This is a genomic window from Rhodococcus sp. IC4_135 (assembly GCF_011602025.1).
GTDB lineage: Bacteria > Actinomycetota > Actinomycetes > Mycobacteriales > Mycobacteriaceae > Rhodococcus_F > Rhodococcus_F baikonurensis.
Window position 1 is genome coordinate 194,393 of sequence record NZ_JAAOLG010000007.1, and the last position, 21,529, is coordinate 215,921.

Consider the following 21,529-nt stretch of genomic DNA (forward strand, 5'->3'; position numbering starts at 1 on the left):
GATCCTCCACAAAAGCCGTGATCACTCCAGCGACTGCATCATATTGTTCGGTTGTCGAGGACAGCATCGTAGCGGAGCAGTCAGGCGAACCTGCACTTGCTTGAAACTATGGTCCCCGTAGCCCTGTGGCTTCGGGGACCATTGGTTTTGCAATCACCGGATTTATAGTCACAAGCTTTGCACTCAGGCGAATGTGCGGGCAACCAGCCGCGATACAAGGAGTTCAATGGGCGCGTCCAACACGTCAGGCGCAAGGATGGCGCAGCTGAACCCACGCGATGCCGAATTCATCTATCACGAGGGCGCTGGTCACCTGAACCATCTGATCGCTGTGTACTTCTTCGAGACATCGTTGCACCCAAGCGCGGAATTCACGGCAGAACAGGCAGTGGACTGGGTTACCGCACGCCTTGGATGTGATCGTATGTTCACTCAACGAGTCCAACGGACTCCGTTGGGACTGGACCATCCCTACTGGGTGACAGACCCTGACTTCGACGTGCGAAAGCACGTGTACGTCAACAAGATCGATGACACAGGATGGGCAGCACTGCAAAAGCCGTTGAGCGCGTTGTTGACGACGAAGATGGACCTGCGCCGTCCGCCGTGGGAACTGCACTTCTTCGTAGGTTTGGAGGGACTTGAAGAATTGCCGGGCCGACTGACGGCGGTGGTGCTCAAGTCTCACCACAGTGCAGCTGACGGTATCGCCATCAGGACGTTGGGCGAAACTATCTTTTCGGGCAATGTGCAGCAGGCTGGGTCCGAACCGTCTGTGCCGTTTGTGCGAGCGAGGATATTCACCAAGTCGCTACTGGGGTTTCCCGGCCGAATATATCGCTTCGCAAGGCAGGTACCAGGCAACCGACGCGCTCAGCGAGATGCTGACGCTGCGAAGAAGGCCGGAGAATGGGTGGAGAGCCTCAACGAAAGGCCTGCAATTCGATTCAACGGCAAGGTGAGTGGAGTGGCCTCTCTGGAACCGATGACAATGTCCGGGGAGCAGGTCCGTGCGATCAAGGATTCGGTGCCCGGTGCCACTGTCAACGACGTTCTGCTCGCCGTCGTCGGAGGCGCTCTGACGCGTTACCTCACGGAAAAAGATGAAACGCCAAGCGGTTCTTTGATTGCGATGGTTCCTCGCTCGGTACGCAAGGTCGAAGCGTGGGAATCGGCGAATCAGTTGGTGGCTCTGCTGGTGGATATGCACACCCAGGTCAAGTCCCCGTTGGAGAGGTTGGCGCTCATTTCGAGTTCGGCACGGTCGGAGAAGGCGCGTACGTCCCATCCCGCGGTCAGGCGTGCCGGGGCCGCAGTCGAGACCACGCCGGCGCCGTTGATGAGATTGATGGCGTATGCGCGCAAGCAGAACGATCACAGCCTCGATCGACCGCGTTACCAGCACACGATGGTGAGTAACATTCCACTCTCGGTCGAAGGGTTGACGCTTGCCGGCGCTCCGGGCGCGGCTGTGCTTGCAGTGCAAGCGCCCATCGACGGGGATGGGCTACGGCATTTCATGGTCGCCGCAGCAGGTGGGGGACTGACCCTCAACGTCATCGCGGATACCGCGACCATGCCCGATCTCCACCATTACATCGAACTACTGCGAGCAAGTTTCGATGATTTGGCGGCGGCAGCCGCGATGCAGACTGCGGATTCACCTGACCAAGAGGTTGCCTCCTGATCGATCGGAATCGCAGGCACCTTCTCCGATTGCTGGATTTGGTGATACCCAACGATTCCGAGCAGAACCCAGAGGATCTGCATGTCAGCTCGCTACAATTCGGACATTCGTTCAGCGTCGGAATTGAGGGGCATGCATGATCTTTCGGAACTCGTTGCCAGCCGCGGTATCTCAGATGGGACCGCGAGACGCGGAGTTCGTCTACAACGAGTCCGGCGGACATCTGAGCCACATGGTCTGCGCCTACTTCTTCGACACGACGGGCCATCCGCTCGCAGAGATGACGCACGCCGACGCGGTTCGGTGGATCACCGAAAGATTCGGGTACTGGCCACTGTTCACGAGTCGCCTCCAGCGAGTTCCGCTGGATCTGGACTATCCCTATTGGGTCCCGGCCGATTTCGACGTCGATGATCACGTGCACGTTCAGCGTGCCCCTGTTGCCGGGTGGACGCCGGTCCGTGAATTGCTCGGGCGCTCGCTCGGGGAGCCGATGGACCTGTCCCGGCCGCCCTGGGAGTTGCACGTCATGACCGGCGTGCACGGGATCGACGAGCTGCCGGGCAATCTGACGCTGATCATGCTCAAGACCCACCACGGGGCCGGTGACGGTCTGGCGATCCGCGATCTGACCAACCTTCTGTTCTCCGGTCCGCCGAAGCCGGAGACGAAGCGTGCCGGTTCGGGGCTTTCGTCGCTGGATTTGATCGGGCGCACGGTCGTCGGTTTGCCCGGCCAGGCGATCCGCTTCGGCCGGGGTCTGTCCGTGACAAAGGTTGCGGCCGAGACGGTTCGGGAGGCGGAAGAGGCCGGAGAGCTACCTACGTACTCGGCCGACCGCCTACCGACCCGATTCAACGGCGTGCTGGGTGGAGACATCACGATCGATTTCCTGACGCTGGACGGCGCAGACATCAAAGCGATCCGAGCGGCCGTTCCGGGCGTGACGGTCAACGACATCTTCCTGACCGTCGTCGCCGGTGCTCTCGACGTGTACCTGTCGGAGAAGGGCGAGAAGTCGGCCAGTGGATTGGCGGCGATGGTTCCCCGATCGATGCGACAGATCGCCGAATGGGAGTCGGCCAACCAACTGGCGCTGTTGACGGTCGATCTGCACACGGACGTCGAAGATCCGGTCGAGCGGCTGACACGGATCAGGGATTCGGCGCTGAGGGCCAAAGGGCGGAGTTCACACCCAGCCGTCCGTCGTTACGGCACACGCATCGAAACCTCGCCTGCGGCTCTGCTCAGACTCACCGGTCTCTCGCGCCGACTCAACAAGCTGGACCCTTCGCACAAGGTCATTCAGAACACGACGATCAGCAATGTCCCGGTATCGGTCGACGGCAATGTCTTCGAGGGTGCGCCGGCAGTGGCAGTACTCGGCGGGCAGGCGCCGGTCGACGGAGACATTCTGCGCCACTTCCTCATTGCCGCGCGTGGAGGTTCTCTGACGCTCAATGTCATCGTCTCGCGAGAGACGATGCCGGATATCGAGCACTACGTCGAATTGTTGCGGGTGGGGTTCACGACGCTTTTGCAGGCAGTTTCCGACCAAAATCGTGAGTTCGTCGAACGATAATCTCTCGACACCCTCAGCTTTACGCCGCCCGTCGTCCCCGAGTTTTCTGAACATCTTGGTTGGGCAGCGTCAGTGGCCTGGCCGTCAAAGGTCTCGAGGCCCTCGCTGCGCTCAGCGGTGGAGAGTTGAAGGCCGCCAAGTAGATTGTTGATTTCGGGGCCTGCTCGTGTTGGCGCGTAGGCCCCGAAATATCTTTTGTCGGCGCGTAATTCTCGCCATGTCAAGTGCCGGAATTCTCAACCTAACGGCATGAGCATCCAGGCGGCGAGATATACCAAAGCCGCGGTTCCACCCGTGCAAATAGCGGCGATAACGGCGAGTAGACGGACAAGATTTACGTCGGCGCCGAAGTAATCTGCAATTCCGCCGCACACTCCGGCGAACATTTTCGTGTCGTTGGAACGGGTGAAGGGGCGAGGTGTGTTGCTTTCGAATGTCATGGTTCAATTCTGAAGCGAGATGGCGCCGCGCACCATCGGGGACGACCCCCATCTGCACCCTGATCTTTTGAGGCCGCCGTGTCATACCCCGGTAGTTCATCCCAGCTTCACCGAACAGTCGCTGCGGGAGACTAACTTGTCGGCGGTGACCGATTTAGCAGAACGCCGACCGTTCCTCAGCGCCTTCGCGGATCTCTCGACTGCCGTCGATCTCGCCGACACCGCCGCCTTCACCGTCGACGACAATGACGACGACGATCCGGTGCTGCTGACGTCGCCGGACGGTTTCGAGGTCGACACCTGGCGGGAGGGCTACCCGTACGACGCACGGATGCCTCGGGACGAGTACGAAATGTCCAAGCGTCTGCTGCAGATCGAACTCCTCAAGCTGCAGAACTGGTCGAAAGAAACCGGCGCACGGCACGCCATCGTGTTCGAAGGACGCGACGCTGCCGGCAAGGGCGGAACGATCAAACGATTCATGGAGCACCTCAATCCTCGTGGCGCACGGGTCGTCGCATTGGAGAAGCCGTCGGCTCGCGAGTCGACGCAGTGGTACTTCCAGCGCTATGTGCAGCACCTTCCCGCCGCCGGGGAACTGGTGATGTTCGATCGGTCTTGGTACAACCGGGCCGGGGTCGAGCGGGTCATGGGCTTCTGCACCGACGAGGAGCACGAGCGTTTTCTGCGCCAGGTGCCGTTGTTCGAGCAGATGCTCGTCGACGACGGCATCAGCTTGATCAAGTTCTGGTTCTCGGTTTCGCCGCTGGAGCAGCGCACGCGGTTCGCGATCAGACAGGTCGATCCCGTTCGGCAGTGGAAGCTTTCGCCGATGGACATCGCTTCTCTGGACAAGTGGGATGCGTACACGGCGGCGAAGGAAGAGATGATCCGGTTCACCGATACCGACACCGCTCCGTGGACCGTCATCAAGAGCAATGACAAGAAACGCGCGCGGATAAACGCGATGCGTCACGTTCTCAGTCAGTTCGATTACGACAACAAGGATTACGAGATCGTGGGTACTCCGGATCCGCTGATCGTGGGAAGCCTCGAATAGTCGGCGCGTGGGCCCTGCCCATCCGCGGCGTGGGTGGTTAGTGTGAGTTGAATGGAGACCGTACCGATCCAACTCCCCGACGGCACCGTGACCCCGATCCGTCTGTTTCCCGGACCGAACGACGACGCACCCGTGGTGGTGATGTTGCCCGGGCTCGGAGTTCCCGCCGGGTTCTACGATCCGGTGGCGCAGGCCCTGGTCGAAGCCGGCTTCAATGCGGCCATCGGTGAACTGCGCGGCCAAGGTGACAGCAAACCGCGCCCGAGCGCGTCGAGTGTTTTCGGATATCAGGAACTGGTCTCGATCGATTGTCCGGCGACGTTCGAGGTGGTGCGTGAGCGGTTTCCGGCCAGCACACCATTTCTGATGGGGCACAGCATGGGCGGCCAGATCGGGGTCATGTACGCGTCCAGGATTCGGGGCCGGCTCGGCGGACTGATCCTGGTTGCCTCCGGATCGCCGTATCACCGCGGATTCCCCGGAATCCGTGCGCCCGGACTCTATCTGGGTTCGTCCGCGATGTCGGTGACAGCCAACATCGCCGGCTTCTGGCCGGGAGACCGGGTCAACGTCGGCGGCTTCGGTCGACAGTCGAAGGTACTGATCACCGATTGGGCCCGGTTCGCCAGGACCGGTCGCATGGAACCCGTCGGTGCGGATATCGACTACGAGGAGCGGATCGCTCGCCTGACCTTGCCGGTCCTGTCGATCACGATCGAAGGGGACGATCTCGCTCCGCGCCGGTCCGCAAAGAACCTGGTGGACAAGCTCTCCGGGGCCCAAGTGACGATGACGCACATCGACGAACCACTCGGTCACAACGGTTGGATACGCAATCCCACCGCTGTGAGCGAGCGCGTCGTCGCGTGGTTGCGCGACCGCTGAAAGATCAGCCGAGTTTCTGCCAGAGGAACTCGTAGGTCAGCGCAGTCTTGAAGGCCAGCTGAGCATTGTCCGCGGCGCCGCCGTGGCCACCCTCGATGTTCTCGAAATACAGCACCGGCTTGCCAAGCTCTTCCAGCCGTGCGGCCATCTTGCGGGCATGCGCGGGATGGACGCGGTCGTCGCGGGTGGACGTCGCGATCAGGATCGGTGGGTACGACGCGGCGGCGTCGATGTTCTGATACGGCGAGTACTCCGAGATGAATGCCCACTCCTCCGGGACATCGGGGTCACCGTATTCGGCCATCCACGAAGCGCCGGCCAGTAGGAGATGGAATCGACGCATGTCCAACAGCGGAACCTGGCAGACGATGGCGCCGAAGAGTTCGGGGTACTTGGTCAGCATGATGCCCATCAACAGGCCGCCGTTGCTTCCGCCCTGAGCTGCCAGAAGATCCGGGGTCGTGATTCCGCGATCGACGAGGTCTCTCGCGACGGCAGCGAAGTCTTCGTGCACCTTGTGGCGCCCGGCCTTGAGAACCTGTGTGTGCCAACCGGGTCCGTACTCGCCGCCACCACGAATGTTCGCAACCACATAGGTTCCGCCCTGCGTCAGCCATGCACGGCCCAGGGAACCGCTGTACGACGGTGTCAGCGAGATCTCGAATCCGCCGTACCCGTAGAGCAGGGTGGGGCCGGGCTCGCTACGCGGACTGCGCACCACGAAGTACGGAACCTGGGTGCCGTCGGCAGAGGTGGCGAAGAACTGCTCCGTGGTGATGCCCTCGGCGTCGAAGAACGAGGGAGCCTGCTTGAGGGCAGTGGGTTCGGTTTCGCCGATCACGCCGTGCAAAAGAGTTGCAGGGGAGGTGTATCCACTCGAATTGACGAAGTACTCGTTGCTGACATCAGGGTCGGTGTCGAGAATTTCGATACTGGTCAGTTCTGGAAGCCCTTCGAAAGGTCGATCCTCCCAGCCATTTTCGCCCGGCGTCAGGATGCGCAGCGTCGTGCGCACGTCGGTCAGGACCACCAGAATCAGATGATCGCGTGTCCAGGTGTAGTGCTCGAGCGACGAATGTGCGTCGGGTTCGAAGATCGATGTCAGTGCGCGTGAGCCGGCTAGGAAATCGTCGTAACGGATGGCAAGCAGTGCGCCGGTCGGATATTCGGTGTCCTCGACGGCCCACACGGACTTGGTGCGGATCAACAACCACTCGTGGTGAATCGAGATCCCGGCGTCCTCGGGGACGTCCACGAGCACCAGTTCACCGTCGGGGCGAACTTCGAAATGCTGAGAGTTGTAGAAATCGACCGAGCGAGTGACGAAGTCTCGTTCGAACCCGGGCGTCGGATCGTGCGAAGCCGAGATGGCCACGTCCGTGGACTGGCCCTCGTAGACGGTCTCGGCGCTGGAGAGGGGAGTGCCGCGCTTCCACCGCTGGGCCAGACGGGGATATCCGGAATCGGTGAGCGACCCTGGTCCGATATCCGTTCCGACGTAGACGGTATCGATGTCGATCCAGTCGATGTCGGTCTTGGCCTCGGGAAGGTAGAAGCCGGGATTCTCGCCCTCGGGAGCGAGGAACTCACGCTTGTCGATGTCGAACTCGCGAACGACCGCCGCGTCTGCCCCGCCGCGGGAGAGGCTGATCAATGCACGGTTGCGGTGTGGCCGTAGAAGTTGCGTGCCCTTCCAGACCCAGTTCTCGCCCTCGGCCTCGGCCAGGGCGTCGAGGTCGACCAGGACGTCCCATTCCGGGTCGTCGGTGACGTACTGATCGAACGTCGTGCGTCGCCACAATCCGCGAACGTGGGTGCTGTCGCGCCAGAAGTTGTAGAGGAACTCACCTCGACGGCGGACGTAGGGGATTCGCGCGTCGGTATCGAGGATCTCGCGCACGTCGCTCTGCAGTCGATCGAAGCGCTCGTTGTCGGTGAGCTGCTCCTCGGTCACGGCATTGTGCTGACGGACCCAATCGAGTGCAGACTCACCGGTCACGTCTTCGAGCCAGAGGTAGGGGTCGTGGCCGGTGGTGGGCTGCTGATCGGAAGTCATACGTCCATTCTTACTGCTCGCTCCCGACAGCACTCGACCCCGCTCCCGAAACACTGGAGCGGGGTCGAGTGAGAATGAATCGGGTCAGACGCCCAGGGAGTGAGCGAGCATCGGCCAGGAGTTGTGGAGATCGTCCTGCCAGTAGCCCCACGAGTGGGTGCCGGTCGGCTTGAAGTCGAAGGTGGCCGGGATCTTCAGGTCGCTCAGGCGGTAGGCGAGGTTGTGGGTGCAGTAGTTGACCGCTGCCTCGATGATGCCGCCGACGATCGCCTGGTTGGCGAGCGCACCGATCTGACCGTTGATCGCGGGATTGGCGAGAGTGTCGTGTGGGCCGGGGAGTCCGGAGCCGGTGGAGACGTAGAGCTCGGTGCCGCGGAGCTTCTCGGCGTTGAGGACCGGATCGTTGTCCTTCCAGCCCTGACCGTCGAGCGGGCCCCACATGTTGGTGATGTCAGCTCCGCCGCGGGTACCTGTGACAAGTTCGATCGCACTCTGACCGACGGGAGTACTGGTCTCGGCACATCCGCTGTACGCGCCGACGCCCTTGTAGAGGCCGGGAGCCGCGATGGCGAGGTTGAGGACCGAGGTCGCGGTCATGGAGATCGCGGAGATCGACTGGACCTTGTTGGTATTGAACTCGGCGTCGATGACGGGGGGGAGTTCCTTGGTCAGGAACGTCTGCCACTTCTGGCGACCGAGAACCGGATCGTCGTTCACCCAGTCGGTGTAATAGCTGAATGCGCCTTCGAGCGGTGTGACGACGTTGACGTTCTTGTCCTGGAAGAAGTTCATGACGTCGGTCTTGCGTTGCCAGGTCGCCGAGTCTTCGCCGCCGCCTGCACCGTTGAGTAGGTAGAGCGTCGGGCGGGGTTCGCTGTTGTCTGCGGGGAGGATGACCTCGAGCGGGATGTTGCGATCCATCGCCGGGGAGAAGACCGAGATGGTGACCTTGCGGTCGCCGGTCTTGGTGTTGCTCACGACGTGCGATCCGGACGTGTCACCGCCCGCAGAAGCTGTCGCCGGACTGATCAGCATCGGCAGCACCGTGGCCACTGCGAGAGCTGCGATCACACTGCCACGCTTGAAAATTCGAGCACGCATACGTTCGGATCCTCCACCTGAATGTCTTCGGATCCGGAACGGATCGAAGTGCCTGTGAGCCCTGACTGGAACAGGTTCACTTTTTGTTATGTGTCAGTAAAGCAGAGCAGCAGCAGAAAGTGACGCGATTTGCTTGCCTGACAATTGAATTGGCCCCGGAATTAACCCTCGAATTAGTTCTGAAAAGAACTCGACCCCGCTCCCGGAAGTGCAGGGAGCGGGGTCGAGCTGAAACGATTTCGGTCAGATGCCCATCGAGCGAGCGAGCATCGGCCAGGAGTTGTGGAGATCGTCTTCCCAGTAGCCCCACGAGTGGGTGCCGGTCGGCTTGAAGTCGAAGGTGGCCGGGATCTTCAGATCGTTGAGGCGGTAGGCGAGGTTGTGGGTGCAGTAGTTGACTGCTGCCTCGATGACACCGCCGACGATCACCTGGTTGGCGAGTGTGCCGACCTGTCCGTTGATCGCCTCGTTGTTGAGGGTGTCGTGCGGGCCGGGGAGTCCGGAGCCGGTGGAGATGAAGAGTTCGGTGCCGCGGAGCTTCTCGGCGTTGACGACGGGGTCGTTGTCGATCCAGCCCTGGCCGTCGAGGGGGCCCCACATGTTGGTCACGTCAGCGTCGCCGCGCATGCCCACAACCAGTTCGATGGAGGACTGGCCGACCGGTGTGCTGGTCTCGGCGCATCCGCTGTATGCACCGACGCCCTTGTAGAGGCCCGGAGCTGCGATGGCGAGGTTGAGGACCGAGGTCGCGGTCATCGAGATCGCGGAGATCGACTGGACGCCGTTGGTGTTGAACTCGGCGTCGATGACGGGCGGGAGTTCCTGGGTCAGGAACGTCTGCCACTTCTGACGGCCGAGGGACGGGTCGTCGTTCACCCAGTCGGTGTAGTAGCTGAATGCACCTTCGAGCGGGGTGACGACGTTGACGTTCTTGTCAGCGAAGAACTCGTTGACGTCGGTCTGACGCTGCCACGTCGCCCGGTCTTCGCCGCCGCCTGCACCGTTGAGCAGGTAGAGCGTCGGGCGGGGTTCGCTGCCGTCTGCCGGGAGGATGACCTCGAGCGGAATATCGCGTTCCATGGAAGGGGAGTACACCTTGATGGTGGCGATGCGCCCGTTGTCCGTGCGGCTCGAGAGCTTGGAACCCGTTGTGTTTGCCTTGGCTACAGTTGCCGTGGTGGTCGACGGATCTCCGCCTGCGGACGACACTGCAGGGCTGATCAGCATCGGCAGCACGGATACTGCGGCTACAGCGGCGACCAGACGGCCACGCTTGAAAGTGCGAGCACGCATACGTTCAGAAACCTCCACCTAAAATTCCTTCGAATCCGCCCAGGAGTGAACGGTCCTTTGTTGCTGTTCCCGTACGGGAATTCATGCTGGGTACATGCTCTGTCGGTAGGTACAGGGCGTGTGAGTCTTGTAAGTTCTACCGCATCGGTGCGTTATCCGCCAGTGAACCAGAGATTTGCTGAACGTACGACCAGTTTCAGGTGAATTTCCCTGATCATCGACGGGATTAGTGAGTGAACCGGACATATCCACTATGGGAACAACATTGTTGCCTACCTCTGCAGTCGAACGCGTCTGTCGAAGATCTTCTCCGATATCAGCGCCCAGCGGGGAGTTACGTTTCGGTGAACGTCGGTTACTCGCCGCAGACTCGCGCGGACTCGACGGCAATCGCCAAGAGTTTCGCGTGGCAGGCGCGGGTCGAGTTTCCGGAGATAACCCCTGTCTTCACCGTCGACGGCGTCGTCGAGATTCAGGAGTCCGGCGGAATCGCCCTGGCCTTCGACCTGGAGGACTCGAATCCGCTGGAGGGAGAGCTAGCCAACGTCTCGTACTTCCACGACCTCGGAGTCCGCTCGATGTTGCCGACGTACAACTACATGAACGCTGCCGGCTGCGGATGTTTGGACCTGGCGGACACGGGGTTGAGTGGATACGGCCGTGACCTGGTTGCCGAGATGAATCGCGTCGGAATGACGGTCGACGGCTCACATTGTTCGGTACAGACGGGGTTGGACATCTCAGCTATCACCCAGCGAGCAATGATCTACAGCCACTCGAACCTCCGAAGGTTGTGGGAGCATCCGCGCAACATCACCGACGATCAGGCCAGAGCGTGTGCGGAGACCGGCGGCGTCATCGGGATCAACGGCGTGGGCATATTCCTCGGCGTCAACGGACCGGATGACGACCAGGCTCGGCTGTCCGCGATGGCCGACCACATCGAAGAGGCTGTCGGACTCGTCGGCATCGATCACGTCGGGATCGGCTCCGACTTCTCCTTAGACGCCGACGACTTCCGCGAAGAGATCGAGCAGAACCCGTCGTGGTTCTCCGAGGCTTACACGGCGTGGGGGCCACTGCAGTGGACTCCACCGGAGGACGTGCTGACACTTGATCAGGTATTGCGTGACCGGGGCTTCGACGAGCCGTCGATCGAGGCCGTGTACGGCGGAAATTTCGCCCGAGTTGCCCGAGAAGTGTGGGCTACCGACGGGTAATGCGACCATCTGGGGACAGCGAAACGATGCAGGACTACCCTGGTGAATCGTGACCTCACACTATGACGTCGTTGTCCTCGGAGCCGGCCCCGGTGGGTACGTCGCTGCTATCCGCGCGGCACAACTGGGCCTGAGCACCGCCATCATCGAGCAGAAGTACTGGGGCGGTGTATGCCTGAATGTCGGCTGCATTCCGTCCAAGGCGCTTCTCCGTAACGCCGAACTCGCGCACATCTTCACGAAAGAAGCGAAGACGTTCGGCATGTCCGGAGACGTGTCCTTCGATTTCGGCTCCGCTTTCGATCGCAGCCGCAAGGTCGCGGACGGGCGAGTCAAGGGCATTCACTTCTTGATGAAGAAGAACAAGATCCCGGAGTACGACGGCAAGGGCACGTTCGTCGACGCCAACACCATCAGCGTGGAGCTGAGCAAGGGTGGCACCGAGACGATCACGTTCGACAACGCGATCATCGCGACCGGTTCGTACACCAAGCTGCTGCCCGGCACCTCGCTGAGCGAGAACGTCGTGACCTACGAAGAGCAGATCCTTACCCGTGACCTTCCGGGTTCGATCCTCATCGTCGGTGCCGGCGCGATCGGCATGGAGTTCGGTTACGTCCTCAAGAACTACGGCGTCGACGTCACGATCGTCGAGTTCCTCGATCGGGCACTGCCTAACGAGGACGCCGACGTCTCGAAGGAAATCGCCAAGCAGTACAAGAAGCTCGGCGTCACCATCAAGACCGGTGCCGCTGTGCAGTCCATCAGCGACGACGGCAGCAAGGTCACCGTCTCGATCAAGGACAACAAGTCCGGCGAGATCGAGACCGTGGTCGTCGACAAGGTTCTGCAGTCCGTCGGCTTCGCACCGCGTGTGGAGGGCTTCGGTCTCGAGAACACCGGTGTCGCGTTGACCGATCGCGGCGCCATCGCGATCGACGACTACATGCGCACCAACGTCCCGCACATCTTCGCCATCGGTGACGTCACCGCCAAGCTGCAGCTCGCGCACGTCGCCGAAGCTCAGGCTGTCGTCGCTGCCGAGACCATCGGCGGCGCGGAGACGCAGACACTCGGTGACTACCGGATGATGCCGCGTGCGACGTTCTGCCAGCCGCAGGTTGCCTCGTTCGGTTTGACCGAGGAGCAGGCCAAGGCCGAGGGCTACGACGTCAAGGTCGCGAACTTCCCGTTCGCTGCCAACGGCAAGGCACACGGTCTCGGTGACCCGACCGGTTTCGTCAAGCTGATCGCCGACAAGAAGTACGGCGAACTGCTCGGCGGGCACCTCATCGGACCGGACGTTTCGGAACTGCTGCCCGAGCTGACCTTGGCCCAGAAGTGGGACCTCACGGTCAACGAGTTGGCACGCAACGTCCACACCCACCCCACACTCAGTGAGGCTCTGCAGGAAGCGATCCACGGCCTCGCCGGCCACATGATCAACTTCTGACGGCAGGGCCTTCGGCCCCGTGCGCCTTTTTCGGTAGTTCGCTCTACCGGAAAGGCGCACGGGGTTTTTCGTCTTTTGTGTCGAGTTGTGTTGCGAAACCGCCATCTGAGGCCTTCGAGTCGGGGTGTAGGCGCGCAACGCATTAGCGTCCCGAGTCGACCATCCGGCTTTCGAAGGACCACTCATGAAAACTCGTTCCGTACTGCTCGCGGCTTGCGTCGCGCTGACGCTCTCCGCCTGTGGGACCTCAGCTGACTCCGGATCGGACACCGAAGCTTCGGGTGCCGCCGAGGCGGGGGCGTTCCCCGTGACCGTCGACCACGCCTACGGCTCGACGACGATCGACGCGGAGCCGATGCGCATCGTGACCATCGGATGGAGTGGCCAGGATTCGGTGATCGCGCTGAACAAGGTTCCGGTCGCCATGGAGAGCTTCTCCGGCGACGGCATCGAGAACAACATCCTGCCCTGGGACGCTTCGCGTCTGAACGGTGCCAAGCCCGTTCTCATGACGACCAATCCCGATATCCCGTTCGAGCAGATCCTCGGGCTCGATCCCGACGTGATCCTCGCCGTCTACTCCGGCATCGACGAGGGCGAGTACAAGCGCCTCAGCGACATCGCGCCGACTGTCGCGTTCCCCGACCAGCCGTGGGATACGGCGTGGGACAAGCAGATGAGCATGATCGGCGCGGCACTCGGACAGCCGGCGCAGGCGCAGACGCTGATCGACGAGACCGGGGCGTACTTCGAGAAGCAAGCCGCAGATCACCCCCAGTTCCAGGGCAAAACCGCCACGTATGCAATGCGCACCGACGAGGGCTTGATCGTATTCTGCGGCACCGACCCGCGGATCCGTCTTCTCGGTCAGCTCGGGCTGAAGACCTCGCCCGGTGTCGACGCGGTGTGCACTTCCGGCGACAGTTCGGTGTCCGTGGGCATGGAATCCATCGACACACTCGACTCCGACGTCTTCATTCTCGTCGACGCCGACGGCACCAACCTGGACAAGCTCATGTCCTTCGGTCCGTTCGCGAACATGACCTCGGTGTCGAACGGCCGCCTGGTTCGCCTGGTCGGAATGGACTACGCGATGGCTACGTCCGCTCCGACGGTGCTGAGCGTTCCCTACGCATTCGACGAGTTCATCGCTCAGCTTTCGGACAAGCTGAGCTGATTCCGAGCGTCGTACGACGCTTGTGACGCAACGATTTTCGGAACCTGCGATTCGAGGAGTTCGATCAGGGCCGTGATCTTTGCGGCGACGTCGGCGCCGAGTTCGGTCAGGCTGTATTCCACTTTGGGCGGGATGGTTTCGAGTACCTCACGGTGCACGAGGCCATCCCGCTCGAGTGTTTGCAGGGTCTGCGAGAGCATGCGCTCGCTGACTCCGTCGACGCGTCGGCGCAGGGCACTGAACCGGTACGGGCCCTCGTTCAATGCTGCCAGTGCGAGCGCGCCCCAGCGTCCGGTTGCATTCTGCAATGCCGCCCGAGAGTTGCACCCGCGAGCGAAGACGTCAGCCTCGAGGGTTGGGTCCACGACGTCGGCATTCGGATCAGGGGTCTGGGCAGCACGTGAAGGTGAGTCGGTGCTGGTCATGAACCCAGGCTACTACTGCACGATCCCTTAGCGCTAACTCGACGTGTTGCACTTACGAAAAATAAGTGCATGATGGTTGCAGAACGCATTTACGCTTCAACCTGGATCGGGAGTTCGCATGAGCATTGCAGTCACCGGCGCAACCGGAAACCTCGGACAACTGGTAGTCGAGTCGTTGATCGAGCGGGGAACCGCCGCGTCCGACATCGTCGCAGTCGTCCGCAATCCACAGAAGGCGGAAAGCCTCGCCGCCCGCGGAGTAGTTGTACGCCAAGCGGACTACGCCGATGCCTCGGCGGTGGAAACCGCACTGGCGGGCGTCGACAAGCTGGTGCTGATCTCGGGAAGTGAAGTGGGGTCACGGCTCGCTCAACACACCAACATCATCGACGCGGCGAAGGCTGCCGGCGTCGGATTCATCGCCTACACGAGCATCTTGAATGCTCAGGACACGCCGATGAAGCTTGCTGCCGAGCACAAGGCGACCGAGGACGTGCTCACTCGGAGCGGTATTCCGTTCGCGCTGTTGCGCAACGGTTGGTACTGGGAGAACTTCACCAACGACCTGGCCGGTGTGATCGAACGCGGCGCACTGGTCGGTGCGGGAGCGGAAGGCAAGATCGCGGCTGCGGCGCGTGCGGATTACGCCGACGCCGCAGCAGTAGTCGCGACCACCGGTGGCCACGAAGGCGCAGTGTACGAGTTGGGCGGTGACGAGAGGCTCACCTACGCCGAATTGGCCGAGAAGATCAGCGAATTCGCGGGCAAGCCCGTCGTGTACCAGTTCGTGGACGAGCAGGCATACGAAGGCATTCTCGAAAGTGTCGGGCTGCCTGCACCGGTTGCGCAGATCCTCGCCGATTCCGATGCTGCAATTGCCAAGGGGGCGTTGGACACCGAGTCGGGTGACCTGCAGAAGTTGATCGGCCGCAGCAGCACTCCGGTGGCTGAGGTGTTGAAGCAGGCCTGACCTGCTGTGCGCCTTTATTAACCGCGGGCGGTTAATAAAGGCGCACAGCGGTTACCCCATGTGGACTGCACCCTCGGCGGGCAGGTCACCCTTCTTGGCGCGGACCAGCACCAGCACTACCGGTGCGATGATCGCCAACAGGATTGCCGCCCAACCGAATGCGGCCGAGTATCCGGATACCTCGGCGCCGAAGAAGTAGTCCGTCATCGAGGCGACGAAGTCCTGCACCGGCTGGGGGAGTAGCGCCAATTGATCGCCGGTCGGGATGGTCGCATTCGACATGTCGACAGGAATGCCTTCCGGCGGGATCGGCGCCGCGTTGTCGGCGGTGAAGGCCGACTTGGCCGAAGCGTAGATCGTGGTGAACAGTGCGGTGCCGAGTGCACCGCCGATCTGCAGGGTGGCGTTGACCAGGGCACTGGCAGCGCCGGCGTCGTGGTCGGGAACGCCGATCAGTGCGAGGTTCTGCATCGGCACCATCAGCAGACCGAGTCCGAAGCCGAAGATCGCGAGGCCGGGGAACACGTGCGTCCAGTAGGAGCTGTGTACCTCGATCTGGGTCAGCATGAGCAGTCCTACCGCAGCCACCAGCGGGCCCGCGACCATGAGCGGCTTGGGGCCGATCTTGGTGGACAACTGCGCTGCGATGGTCGACGCCAAGACGATGAAGAACGCCATCGGCAGCGATCCGACGCCGGCCATGACCGGGCTGAATCCAAGCACGATCTGCAGGTAGAACGTCAGATACAACGTGCCGCCGAGCAGGGCGGCGCCCACCAGCATGGAGCCGATCAGAGCAGCGCCGCGATCGCGATGCCACGGAACGCTCAGCGGTAGAAGCGGATTCTTGCTGCGGCTCTCGACGACCACGAAGATCGCGAGGAAGACCAGGCCCAGTGCGATGAACAGCAGAGTGTCAGCCTGACCCCAGCCGTGCTCGGCGCGTGTGAATCCGTAGACCAGTGAGCCGAGCCCCAGGGCGATGAGGACAGCGCCGGGAAGGTCGTAGCTCGTGTCACCGTGTGCTTTGGTCTCCTTGACGATCGGGACGGCCGCAGCGATGGCGATCAGCGCGATCGGGATGTTGACGAGCAGGCACCAGCGCCAGTCGACGTACTGCGTCAGCACTCCACCGAGGAGCAGGCCGATAGCAGCGCCACCGCCGGAGATCGCGCCGTAGACGGCAAAAGCCTTGGCGCGCTCCTTCTCTCCGATGAACGTGGTGGTGAGCATCGACAGCGCAGCGGGCGCGAGCAATGCTGCGAAGACGCCCTGGCCGGCGCGGGCGATGAACAGTTCGATACCGCTCTGCGCGATGCCGCCGATGCCGGAGGCAACCGCGAAGCCGGCCATGCCGACGATGAAGGATCGCTTTCGGCCCCAGTAGTCGGCGATACGTCCGCCGAGGAGCAGCAGCGCACCGAACGCCAAGGCGTACGACGTGACCACCCACGCACGGTCAAGGTCGCTGATGCCCAGTTCCTCCTGGGCCGCCGGTAGTGCGATGGAGACGATGGTGCCGTCGAGCACCACCATGAGTTGAGCGAACGCGACGATGCAGAGCACCAGCCAGCGACGTTGATGATTCGGATTCTCGGAGACAGCCGGGATCGGTGGCAGAGTGCCGCCGTCGACGTGGGACGTGGTGGTCATTGGAAAAAGGTATTCCAGCCTTCTCGGGTGAGTCAAACGAAATAGTTCGTTCGGTTACCATCATCACTATGGCTCCCACTGACGTGACCGCGACGAAACAGCGAATCCTCGACGCTGCGCAAGAAGAATTCGGCACCTACGGGCTTGCCGGTGCGCGCATCGATCGGATTGCGAAGAACGGAAACGCCAGTAAGGAGCGCCTCTACGCCTATTTCGGTGACAAGGTCGCGTTGTTCCACGCGGTGCTCGACGTCGACTTCGAGCAGGCGATGGAGTCCGTCGAGTTCACCGGTGAGGACATGCCCGCGCATGCCGTCGAACTGTTCGACGCAATGCTCGGCAAACCGCAGATTCAACGGATGATGATCTGGGGTCAATTGCAGGGTGAGGCACCACGGATGAAGAAGCTGGCCGAGGAACATTCCAGTTGGGTTCCGCGAATGGCCACGATCCGCAAGGCTCAAGAAGACGGCCTCATCTCCAAGCGCTGGGATCCTCAGGACCTGATCACGATGCTGTTCGGCCTCGTGTTCGGCTGGGTGGTTGCCCCCGGCGTAGCCGACAACCAGAACGTCGACGCCGACGAGATCGCGCGCCGCCGTGAAGTGGTGCGCGAGGCCGTCACTCGAATCTGCAAGCCGTGACTGTCAGCGAGAGAGGTACGCGGCCCAACCGCCGTGGCCGGTGATGTCAGCTGCGCCGTTTACTGCGTCATGAGTGCAGCTGAAACCGACTGTCGTTCTGCCGTCGGATAACTCGACACTGGTGAGCGCCATCGGTGCCGGCAAGGCAGCGAGGAATGCTCCCAGGCCGGCCGGTGAGATCCGGAAGATCTCGCCGACGACCGGTGCGCCGAGTCCAGGGCCACGGCGTACCAGGCCGGGCTTCGGTGGCGTCGTGTCGAGAGCGAAGAGCCGGTAGGCATCCGAGGTCGTGACGGTTTCGACGTACCGCGCGCCGAGGTCGACCAGCTGTGTGTTGAGGGGTTGACCGCGCAGGTGAGCGCCGAATACTGCGAGGTCGATTCCGGTATTGACGAGGGTGGGTGATGGCACACCACCGAGTCGCGCAGCGAGGTCGATGGCGATCTGGTCGTCGAAAGCGGGTACGACGAACATGACGCCGAACGGGTGATCTTCGGCAGTGCGGTGTCCGGGCGCCGCGACGGCCGCCATGTCGAGCAGGTTGCAGAAGTTGGTGAAAGTTCCCATCCGGCGGTTGATTCCGAACGCATCCTCGGTCACGGCGGCGATCGTCGGATGTTCGGTGGTGGTGGGAAGCAGTAGGGCGTCGAACCCGGCGAGGAGTTCCCGGGCAGCTGCCTTGGCGCGGGTGAGAGCGTCGAGATCGTCGACCAGCTGGTATCCGGTGGTGTGCTTCGCGCCGAGCACGATGTCGGACACCGCGGGATCTGCTCCGGCAGGACGAGTTTCGAGGAACTCGCCGGCAGCGGCGTACCGCTGCGCCACCACGGCGCCGTCGTAGAGCAATCGGGCCGCGTCGAGCAGTCCGGAGATGTTGACGGTCTCGGTCTCGGCGCCGCCGGCTACCAGAGCTGCCACAGTGTCCTGAAACGCTGCCAGATACGACGGGCTCAGTTGCGTCAGATCCTCGATTCGGGGCACGGCGACGCGGGGATTCGGCGCCGCCGCGAGACGAACGTCGGAAGGCCAGACTCGGCTGCGGGGATCTCGAGGTTCGTGGCCGACCATGATTGCCGCTGCCGCGGTTGCCGATTCGAGGTCGCCGGCAAATACCGTCACAGCGTCGTAGTCGATGCAGGCGGGCACCACTCCGTGGACGGGAATGACGCCGAGCGAGAGCTTGAGTCCGTATAGCCCGTGGAACGCTGCCGGCACCCGGCCGGAACCGGCGGTGTCGGTACCGATTCCGATATCCGCAATCCCCAGTGCCACGGCGACGGCGGATCCGGAGCTACTACCGCCCGAGATCAACTTCTCGTCCCAGGCGCAGCGAACGGCTCCGTACGGACTACGCGTTCCGACCAGTCCGGTGGCGAACTGGTCCAGATTGGTCTTCCCCAGAACAACAGCTCCGTGCTCGATCAACCGCGCAACGGCACTGGCAGTTTCGTCCGGCGCATACGCGAATTCGGGGCACGCCGCAGTGGTCGGCAGACCGGCGACATCGACGTTGTCCTTGACGGCGACCAGACGCCCAGCCAGGGGAAGGTGCTCGCCCGCGGCGAGTCTGGCCTCAACCGAGGCGGCGTCGGCGAGCACATCTTCCTTGCAACGCAACGTGATCCAGACTTCGGGGCGGTCTACTTCCTCGATCCGCTGGAAAGCCTGCTCGACCCGGGCTGTCGGGGTGAAAACTTCTGCTGCGACGGTCATGGTGTGTACTGCTCCGATCAGTCCGTGATGGTGGCGAGTGAGAGCGCGGTGATCGCGCGGGTCACCCGGTCGAGGACGACGTCGAGAGACTCGCCGATGTGCTGGTGCAAAAGCGTGCGGGCCTCGGGCAGATTGCCGGCACGTAGTTCTTCGAGGATTCGAATGTGCTCCGCGATCGAGGTGTCGATGCGGCCGTTGACCATGAAGTCGTACATCCGAACGTGCCGGATACGGGAATTCACCGACAGCAGCGACGCGACCAGTTCATTGTTTCCCGACGCCCTCAGTACGGCGACGTGAAACTCCTCGTCCCGTTCGACGAACCCCGGTTCCTGAGCCGGCGGATCGAGAGCCAGGGCACGCCACCGCACCAACTCGTCGTCGAGGATCGTTCGATCGTGCCGGATCGTCGGATCTGCGATCGCACGGGTAATTCCTTGTAATTCCAGGGTGATTCGGAGTTCGTACAGATCTCGGATCCGCGGGATGCTCGGGCGCACGGCGGAGAACCCGTACTCTTCCCGGCGCAGGAGTCCATCGGCGCACAGCATCGTCAACGCTTCCCGTACTGGTGTGCGAGAAATGCCGAAACGCGTGGAGAGTTTCGGTTCCGTCAGGCGCTGATCGAACCCGATGGTCCCGTTGACCAGTTCGGTGCGTAGTTCCCGGTAGACCACCTCACGCAGTGGCTCCGGAGCCGTATTCATCCCTGTCGACATACCTGTATACGCTATTGATCAGGTGTTTCGTCCAGATGTCTTCGGGTTAGAGCTGAGTTACGGCCGCCGCGGAACTTCAGGAGAAGTCGCGCTGAACCCGCAAGGTTCCGATCGTGGTGGCCAGGCCGTCGTACTGGGTGACCAGCAATGTGAATTCGATCAACCGACGATCGTCGAGATGCTGCGAGAGCGTTCCCCACGTGTCGTCGGTGATGTCCTTGGTGGTGACCAACTCGTCTACCGCAGTCAAGATCGCACGGTGACGCGGACTCAACTCGGAAGCGCCAGGGCCCTCGATGATTCGGGCCAGTTCTTCTGCGTCGATTCCGGCTTTGCGGCCGAGCCTGATGTGGTGATCGATCTCGTAACCGCAGTCCCGCAGATGTGCGACCCGCAGGATGATCAGTTCGGTGTCGTGCCGAGAGATCTTGCCGCCGGGCATGAGTGAGCCGGAGTAGTGCAGCCAACCGCGGAAGAGTCCGCCCGTGCGCCCCAAGGTGCTGAACAGATGCGCATCGGGTGCTCCGGCAGCCTTCGACAGGACGCGCCAGATTCCCCAGTTGATCGGACCGAGGTCCTTGAATCGGCCGGGTGGGATGCGGGGGTTCATGCGACTCCACGGATGTGAGAGGGACGGAGGTCGATAGCTCGTTGCGCGATGTGGCGAACCGCAGCGCTGCGGCGGGGCGCGTGTACGCGTGACTTCCGGCCGACGATACCGCGCTCGAACGCGTCGACGGCGTCGGCGACGGTCGTGGTGCCGGCGCTGGCGAGGGTTCCGCGAGCGCCGTCGAAAGAGAGTGCGGTGGTATCGGTGTCGATGTCTCCGATATACGCGACGCCCACCTTGGTACCAAGGTGTTTCATTTCCAAGCGCAACGCGTCGCCCAACGCTTCGACACCGGCGCGCGAAGCACCGAACGGTCCGCGGAACGGGTGCTTCGCCGCGCCGTGGGCCGAGGCGACCACCAGGGCGTAACCATCTTCGTGACTGATGTGGGGACCCGCTGCGCGCAGGGTGTAGTACGTGCCCATTAGGTTGACTTCGACTGCGCGACGCATGTCTTCGACGTCTCCGCCGAGGATCGACGAGTTCGCCTCGACGCCGGCATTGGCCACGACGACGTCGATGCCTCCCAACTTCTCAGCGATGTAGTCGACGCCGCGAGATACCTGCTCGGGGTCGGCGACATCGCACAACTGCCACGGCGCGCGGCCGCAGGAAGTGGCGACTTGCTCGAGAAGTTCCGGCTCGAGGCCGAGCAGTCCCACGGACGCACCACGGTCGTACAGGCGTCTGGCCAGCGAAGAACCGATATTGCGGGCAGCGCCGGTGATCAGGATGCGCCGACCCGTCAGATCGTCGCCACTGCTCTTGGCCGATTCGGCCTTGCCCGCCTCGCTCTTGCCCATGTGCTGTGTCCCTACGCAGTTACCTTCTTGTCCTCCGA

19 protein-coding genes are annotated in these 21,529 nt (G+C 62.3%); 9 read left to right on the forward strand and 10 right to left on the reverse strand.

Going from position 1 to position 21,529, the window contains the following annotated elements:
- Positions 1-226: 226 nt before the first annotated feature.
- Together G8767_RS15705 and G8767_RS15710 are read left to right on the forward strand one after the other, a co-directional pair.
- Positions 227-1,687: a wax ester/triacylglycerol synthase domain-containing protein gene (locus G8767_RS15705; RefSeq protein ID WP_124567880.1), complete on the forward strand. Its 1,461-nt coding sequence runs from the start codon at positions 227-229 to the stop codon at positions 1,685-1,687.
- Positions 1,688-1,823: 136 nt separating this feature from the next.
- On the forward strand, positions 1,824-3,269 hold the full coding sequence (locus tag G8767_RS15710; protein ID WP_124567881.1) for a wax ester/triacylglycerol synthase domain-containing protein: 1,446 nt from the start codon (positions 1,824-1,826) through the stop codon (positions 3,267-3,269).
- A gap of 236 nt (positions 3,270-3,505) precedes the next feature.
- Here G8767_RS15710 and G8767_RS15715 read toward each other — a convergent pair whose 3' ends face one another.
- Positions 3,506-3,709, reverse strand: a complete 204-nt coding sequence (locus G8767_RS15715) for a PspC domain-containing protein (protein WP_166810647.1) — start codon at positions 3,707-3,709, stop codon at positions 3,506-3,508.
- A 145-nt stretch (positions 3,710-3,854) separates the two neighbouring features.
- Here G8767_RS15715 and ppk2 point away from each other — a divergent pair, with 145 nt between their 5' ends.
- Together ppk2 and G8767_RS15725 are read left to right on the forward strand one after the other, a co-directional pair.
- Positions 3,855-4,769, forward strand: coding sequence for a polyphosphate kinase 2 (gene ppk2, locus G8767_RS15720; protein WP_024487730.1), 915 nt, complete (start codon positions 3,855-3,857; stop codon positions 4,767-4,769).
- A 51-nt stretch (positions 4,770-4,820) separates the two neighbouring features.
- Positions 4,821-5,654 (forward strand): alpha/beta fold hydrolase, encoded by an 834-nt coding sequence (locus tag G8767_RS15725; RefSeq protein WP_020906717.1) that lies wholly within the window; start codon positions 4,821-4,823, stop codon positions 5,652-5,654.
- Between the two features lie 4 nt (positions 5,655-5,658).
- Here G8767_RS15725 and G8767_RS15730 read toward each other — a convergent pair whose 3' ends face one another.
- From G8767_RS15730 to G8767_RS15740, 3 genes are all read right to left on the reverse strand, one after another.
- Positions 5,659-7,710, reverse strand: a complete 2,052-nt coding sequence (locus tag G8767_RS15730; protein ID WP_166810648.1) for a prolyl oligopeptidase family serine peptidase — start codon at positions 7,708-7,710, stop codon at positions 5,659-5,661.
- Positions 7,711-7,794: 84 nt separating this feature from the next.
- The gene (locus G8767_RS15735) at positions 7,795-8,811 is read right to left on the reverse strand and encodes an alpha/beta hydrolase family protein (protein WP_124567883.1); all 1,017 of its coding nucleotides are present in this window, start codon (positions 8,809-8,811) and stop codon (positions 7,795-7,797) included.
- Between the two features lie 243 nt (positions 8,812-9,054).
- Positions 9,055-10,104, reverse strand: coding sequence for an alpha/beta hydrolase family protein (locus tag G8767_RS15740; protein WP_007733735.1), 1,050 nt, complete (start codon positions 10,102-10,104; stop codon positions 9,055-9,057).
- A 233-nt stretch (positions 10,105-10,337) separates the two neighbouring features.
- On the opposite strand from G8767_RS15740, the gene G8767_RS15745 reads away from it, so the two are divergent.
- The 3 genes from G8767_RS15745 (at position 10,338) to G8767_RS15755 (ending at position 13,954) form a co-directional block, all read left to right on the forward strand.
- The gene (locus tag G8767_RS15745; RefSeq protein WP_166810649.1) at positions 10,338-11,324 is read left to right on the forward strand and encodes a membrane dipeptidase; all 987 of its coding nucleotides are present in this window, start codon (positions 10,338-10,340) and stop codon (positions 11,322-11,324) included.
- 49 nt (positions 11,325-11,373) lie between these two features.
- A complete protein-coding gene (gene lpdA / locus G8767_RS15750) occupies positions 11,374-12,777 on the forward strand; it encodes a dihydrolipoyl dehydrogenase (protein ID WP_003941477.1) in 1,404 nt (467 codons plus the stop codon).
- Between the two features lie 184 nt (positions 12,778-12,961).
- On the forward strand, positions 12,962-13,954 hold the full coding sequence (locus G8767_RS15755) for an iron-siderophore ABC transporter substrate-binding protein (protein WP_095970433.1): 993 nt from the start codon (positions 12,962-12,964) through the stop codon (positions 13,952-13,954).
- Here G8767_RS15755 and G8767_RS15760 read toward each other — a convergent pair.
- The gene (locus tag G8767_RS15760) at positions 13,930-14,379 is read right to left on the reverse strand and encodes a helix-turn-helix domain-containing protein (RefSeq protein ID WP_082239249.1); all 450 of its coding nucleotides are present in this window, start codon (positions 14,377-14,379) and stop codon (positions 13,930-13,932) included. The genes G8767_RS15755 and G8767_RS15760 overlap by 25 nt on opposite strands.
- 118 nt (positions 14,380-14,497) lie before the next feature.
- Here G8767_RS15760 and G8767_RS15765 point away from each other — a divergent pair, with 118 nt between their 5' ends.
- Positions 14,498-15,349: an SDR family oxidoreductase gene (locus G8767_RS15765; protein ID WP_166810650.1), complete on the forward strand. Its 852-nt coding sequence runs from the start codon at positions 14,498-14,500 to the stop codon at positions 15,347-15,349.
- 51 nt (positions 15,350-15,400) lie between these two features.
- Here G8767_RS15765 and G8767_RS15770 read toward each other — a convergent pair whose 3' ends face one another.
- Complete coding sequence (locus G8767_RS15770) at positions 15,401-17,002, reverse strand: MFS transporter (protein ID WP_003941517.1); 1,602 nt, start codon at positions 17,000-17,002, stop codon at positions 15,401-15,403.
- A gap of 68 nt (positions 17,003-17,070) precedes the next feature.
- Between G8767_RS15770 and G8767_RS15775 the strand changes: the two genes are divergently transcribed.
- Positions 17,071-17,646 (forward strand): TetR family transcriptional regulator, encoded by a 576-nt coding sequence (locus tag G8767_RS15775; protein WP_116057046.1) that lies wholly within the window; start codon positions 17,071-17,073, stop codon positions 17,644-17,646.
- A gap of 3 nt (positions 17,647-17,649) precedes the next feature.
- On the opposite strand, the gene atzF is transcribed toward G8767_RS15775, so the two are convergent.
- The 4 genes from atzF to G8767_RS15795 all read right to left on the reverse strand — a co-directional run bounded on the left by atzF (position 17,650) and on the right by G8767_RS15795 (position 21,491).
- Complete coding sequence (atzF, locus tag G8767_RS15780) at positions 17,650-19,359, reverse strand: allophanate hydrolase (protein WP_166810651.1); 1,710 nt, start codon at positions 19,357-19,359, stop codon at positions 17,650-17,652.
- A gap of 17 nt (positions 19,360-19,376) precedes the next feature.
- Entirely contained in the window at positions 19,377-20,078 is a 702-nt protein-coding gene (locus tag G8767_RS15785) for a GntR family transcriptional regulator (RefSeq protein WP_166810652.1), read from the reverse strand.
- Positions 20,079-20,154: 76 nt separating this feature from the next.
- Complete coding sequence (locus G8767_RS15790) at positions 20,155-20,688, reverse strand: carboxymuconolactone decarboxylase family protein (RefSeq protein ID WP_166810653.1); 534 nt, start codon at positions 20,686-20,688, stop codon at positions 20,155-20,157.
- Positions 20,685-21,491: an SDR family NAD(P)-dependent oxidoreductase gene (locus G8767_RS15795; protein WP_166810654.1), complete on the reverse strand. Its 807-nt coding sequence runs from the start codon at positions 21,489-21,491 to the stop codon at positions 20,685-20,687. The genes G8767_RS15790 and G8767_RS15795 overlap by 4 nt, the downstream gene beginning before the upstream one ends.
- Positions 21,492-21,529 lie beyond the last annotated feature (38 nt).

What these genes read in the sequence shown, in the direction of transcription:
- G8767_RS15705 (WP_124567880.1), top strand. Translation starts at nt 227, where the DNA reads ATGGGCGCGTCCAACACGTCAGGCGCAAGGATGGCGCAGCTGAACCCA.
- G8767_RS15710 (WP_124567881.1), top strand. Translation starts at nt 1,824, where the DNA reads ATGATCTTTCGGAACTCGTTGCCAGCCGCGGTATCTCAGATGGGACCG.
- G8767_RS15715 (WP_166810647.1), bottom strand. Translation starts at nt 3,709, where the DNA reads ATGACATTCGAAAGCAACACACCTCGCCCCTTCACCCGTTCCAACGAC.
- G8767_RS15725 (WP_020906717.1), top strand. Translation starts at nt 4,821, where the DNA reads ATGGAGACCGTACCGATCCAACTCCCCGACGGCACCGTGACCCCGATC.
- G8767_RS15730 (WP_166810648.1), bottom strand. Translation starts at nt 7,710, where the DNA reads ATGACTTCCGATCAGCAGCCCACCACCGGCCACGACCCCTACCTCTGG.
- G8767_RS15735 (WP_124567883.1), bottom strand. Translation starts at nt 8,811, where the DNA reads ATGCGTGCTCGAATTTTCAAGCGTGGCAGTGTGATCGCAGCTCTCGCA.
- G8767_RS15740 (WP_007733735.1), bottom strand. Translation starts at nt 10,104, where the DNA reads ATGCGTGCTCGCACTTTCAAGCGTGGCCGTCTGGTCGCCGCTGTAGCC.
- G8767_RS15755 (WP_095970433.1), top strand. Translation starts at nt 12,962, where the DNA reads ATGAAAACTCGTTCCGTACTGCTCGCGGCTTGCGTCGCGCTGACGCTC.
- G8767_RS15760 (WP_082239249.1), bottom strand. Translation starts at nt 14,379, where the DNA reads ATGACCAGCACCGACTCACCTTCACGTGCTGCCCAGACCCCTGATCCG.
- G8767_RS15765 (WP_166810650.1), top strand. Translation starts at nt 14,498, where the DNA reads ATGAGCATTGCAGTCACCGGCGCAACCGGAAACCTCGGACAACTGGTA.
- G8767_RS15770 (WP_003941517.1), bottom strand. Translation starts at nt 17,002, where the DNA reads ATGACCACCACGTCCCACGTCGACGGCGGCACTCTGCCACCGATCCCG.
- G8767_RS15775 (WP_116057046.1), top strand. Translation starts at nt 17,071, where the DNA reads ATGGCTCCCACTGACGTGACCGCGACGAAACAGCGAATCCTCGACGCT.
- atzF (WP_166810651.1), bottom strand. Translation starts at nt 19,359, where the DNA reads ATGACCGTCGCAGCAGAAGTTTTCACCCCGACAGCCCGGGTCGAGCAG.
- G8767_RS15785 (WP_166810652.1), bottom strand. Translation starts at nt 20,078, where the DNA reads ATGTCGACAGGGATGAATACGGCTCCGGAGCCACTGCGTGAGGTGGTC.
- G8767_RS15790 (WP_166810653.1), bottom strand. Translation starts at nt 20,688, where the DNA reads ATGAACCCCCGCATCCCACCCGGCCGATTCAAGGACCTCGGTCCGATC.
- G8767_RS15795 (WP_166810654.1), bottom strand. Translation starts at nt 21,491, where the DNA reads ATGGGCAAGAGCGAGGCGGGCAAGGCCGAATCGGCCAAGAGCAGTGGC.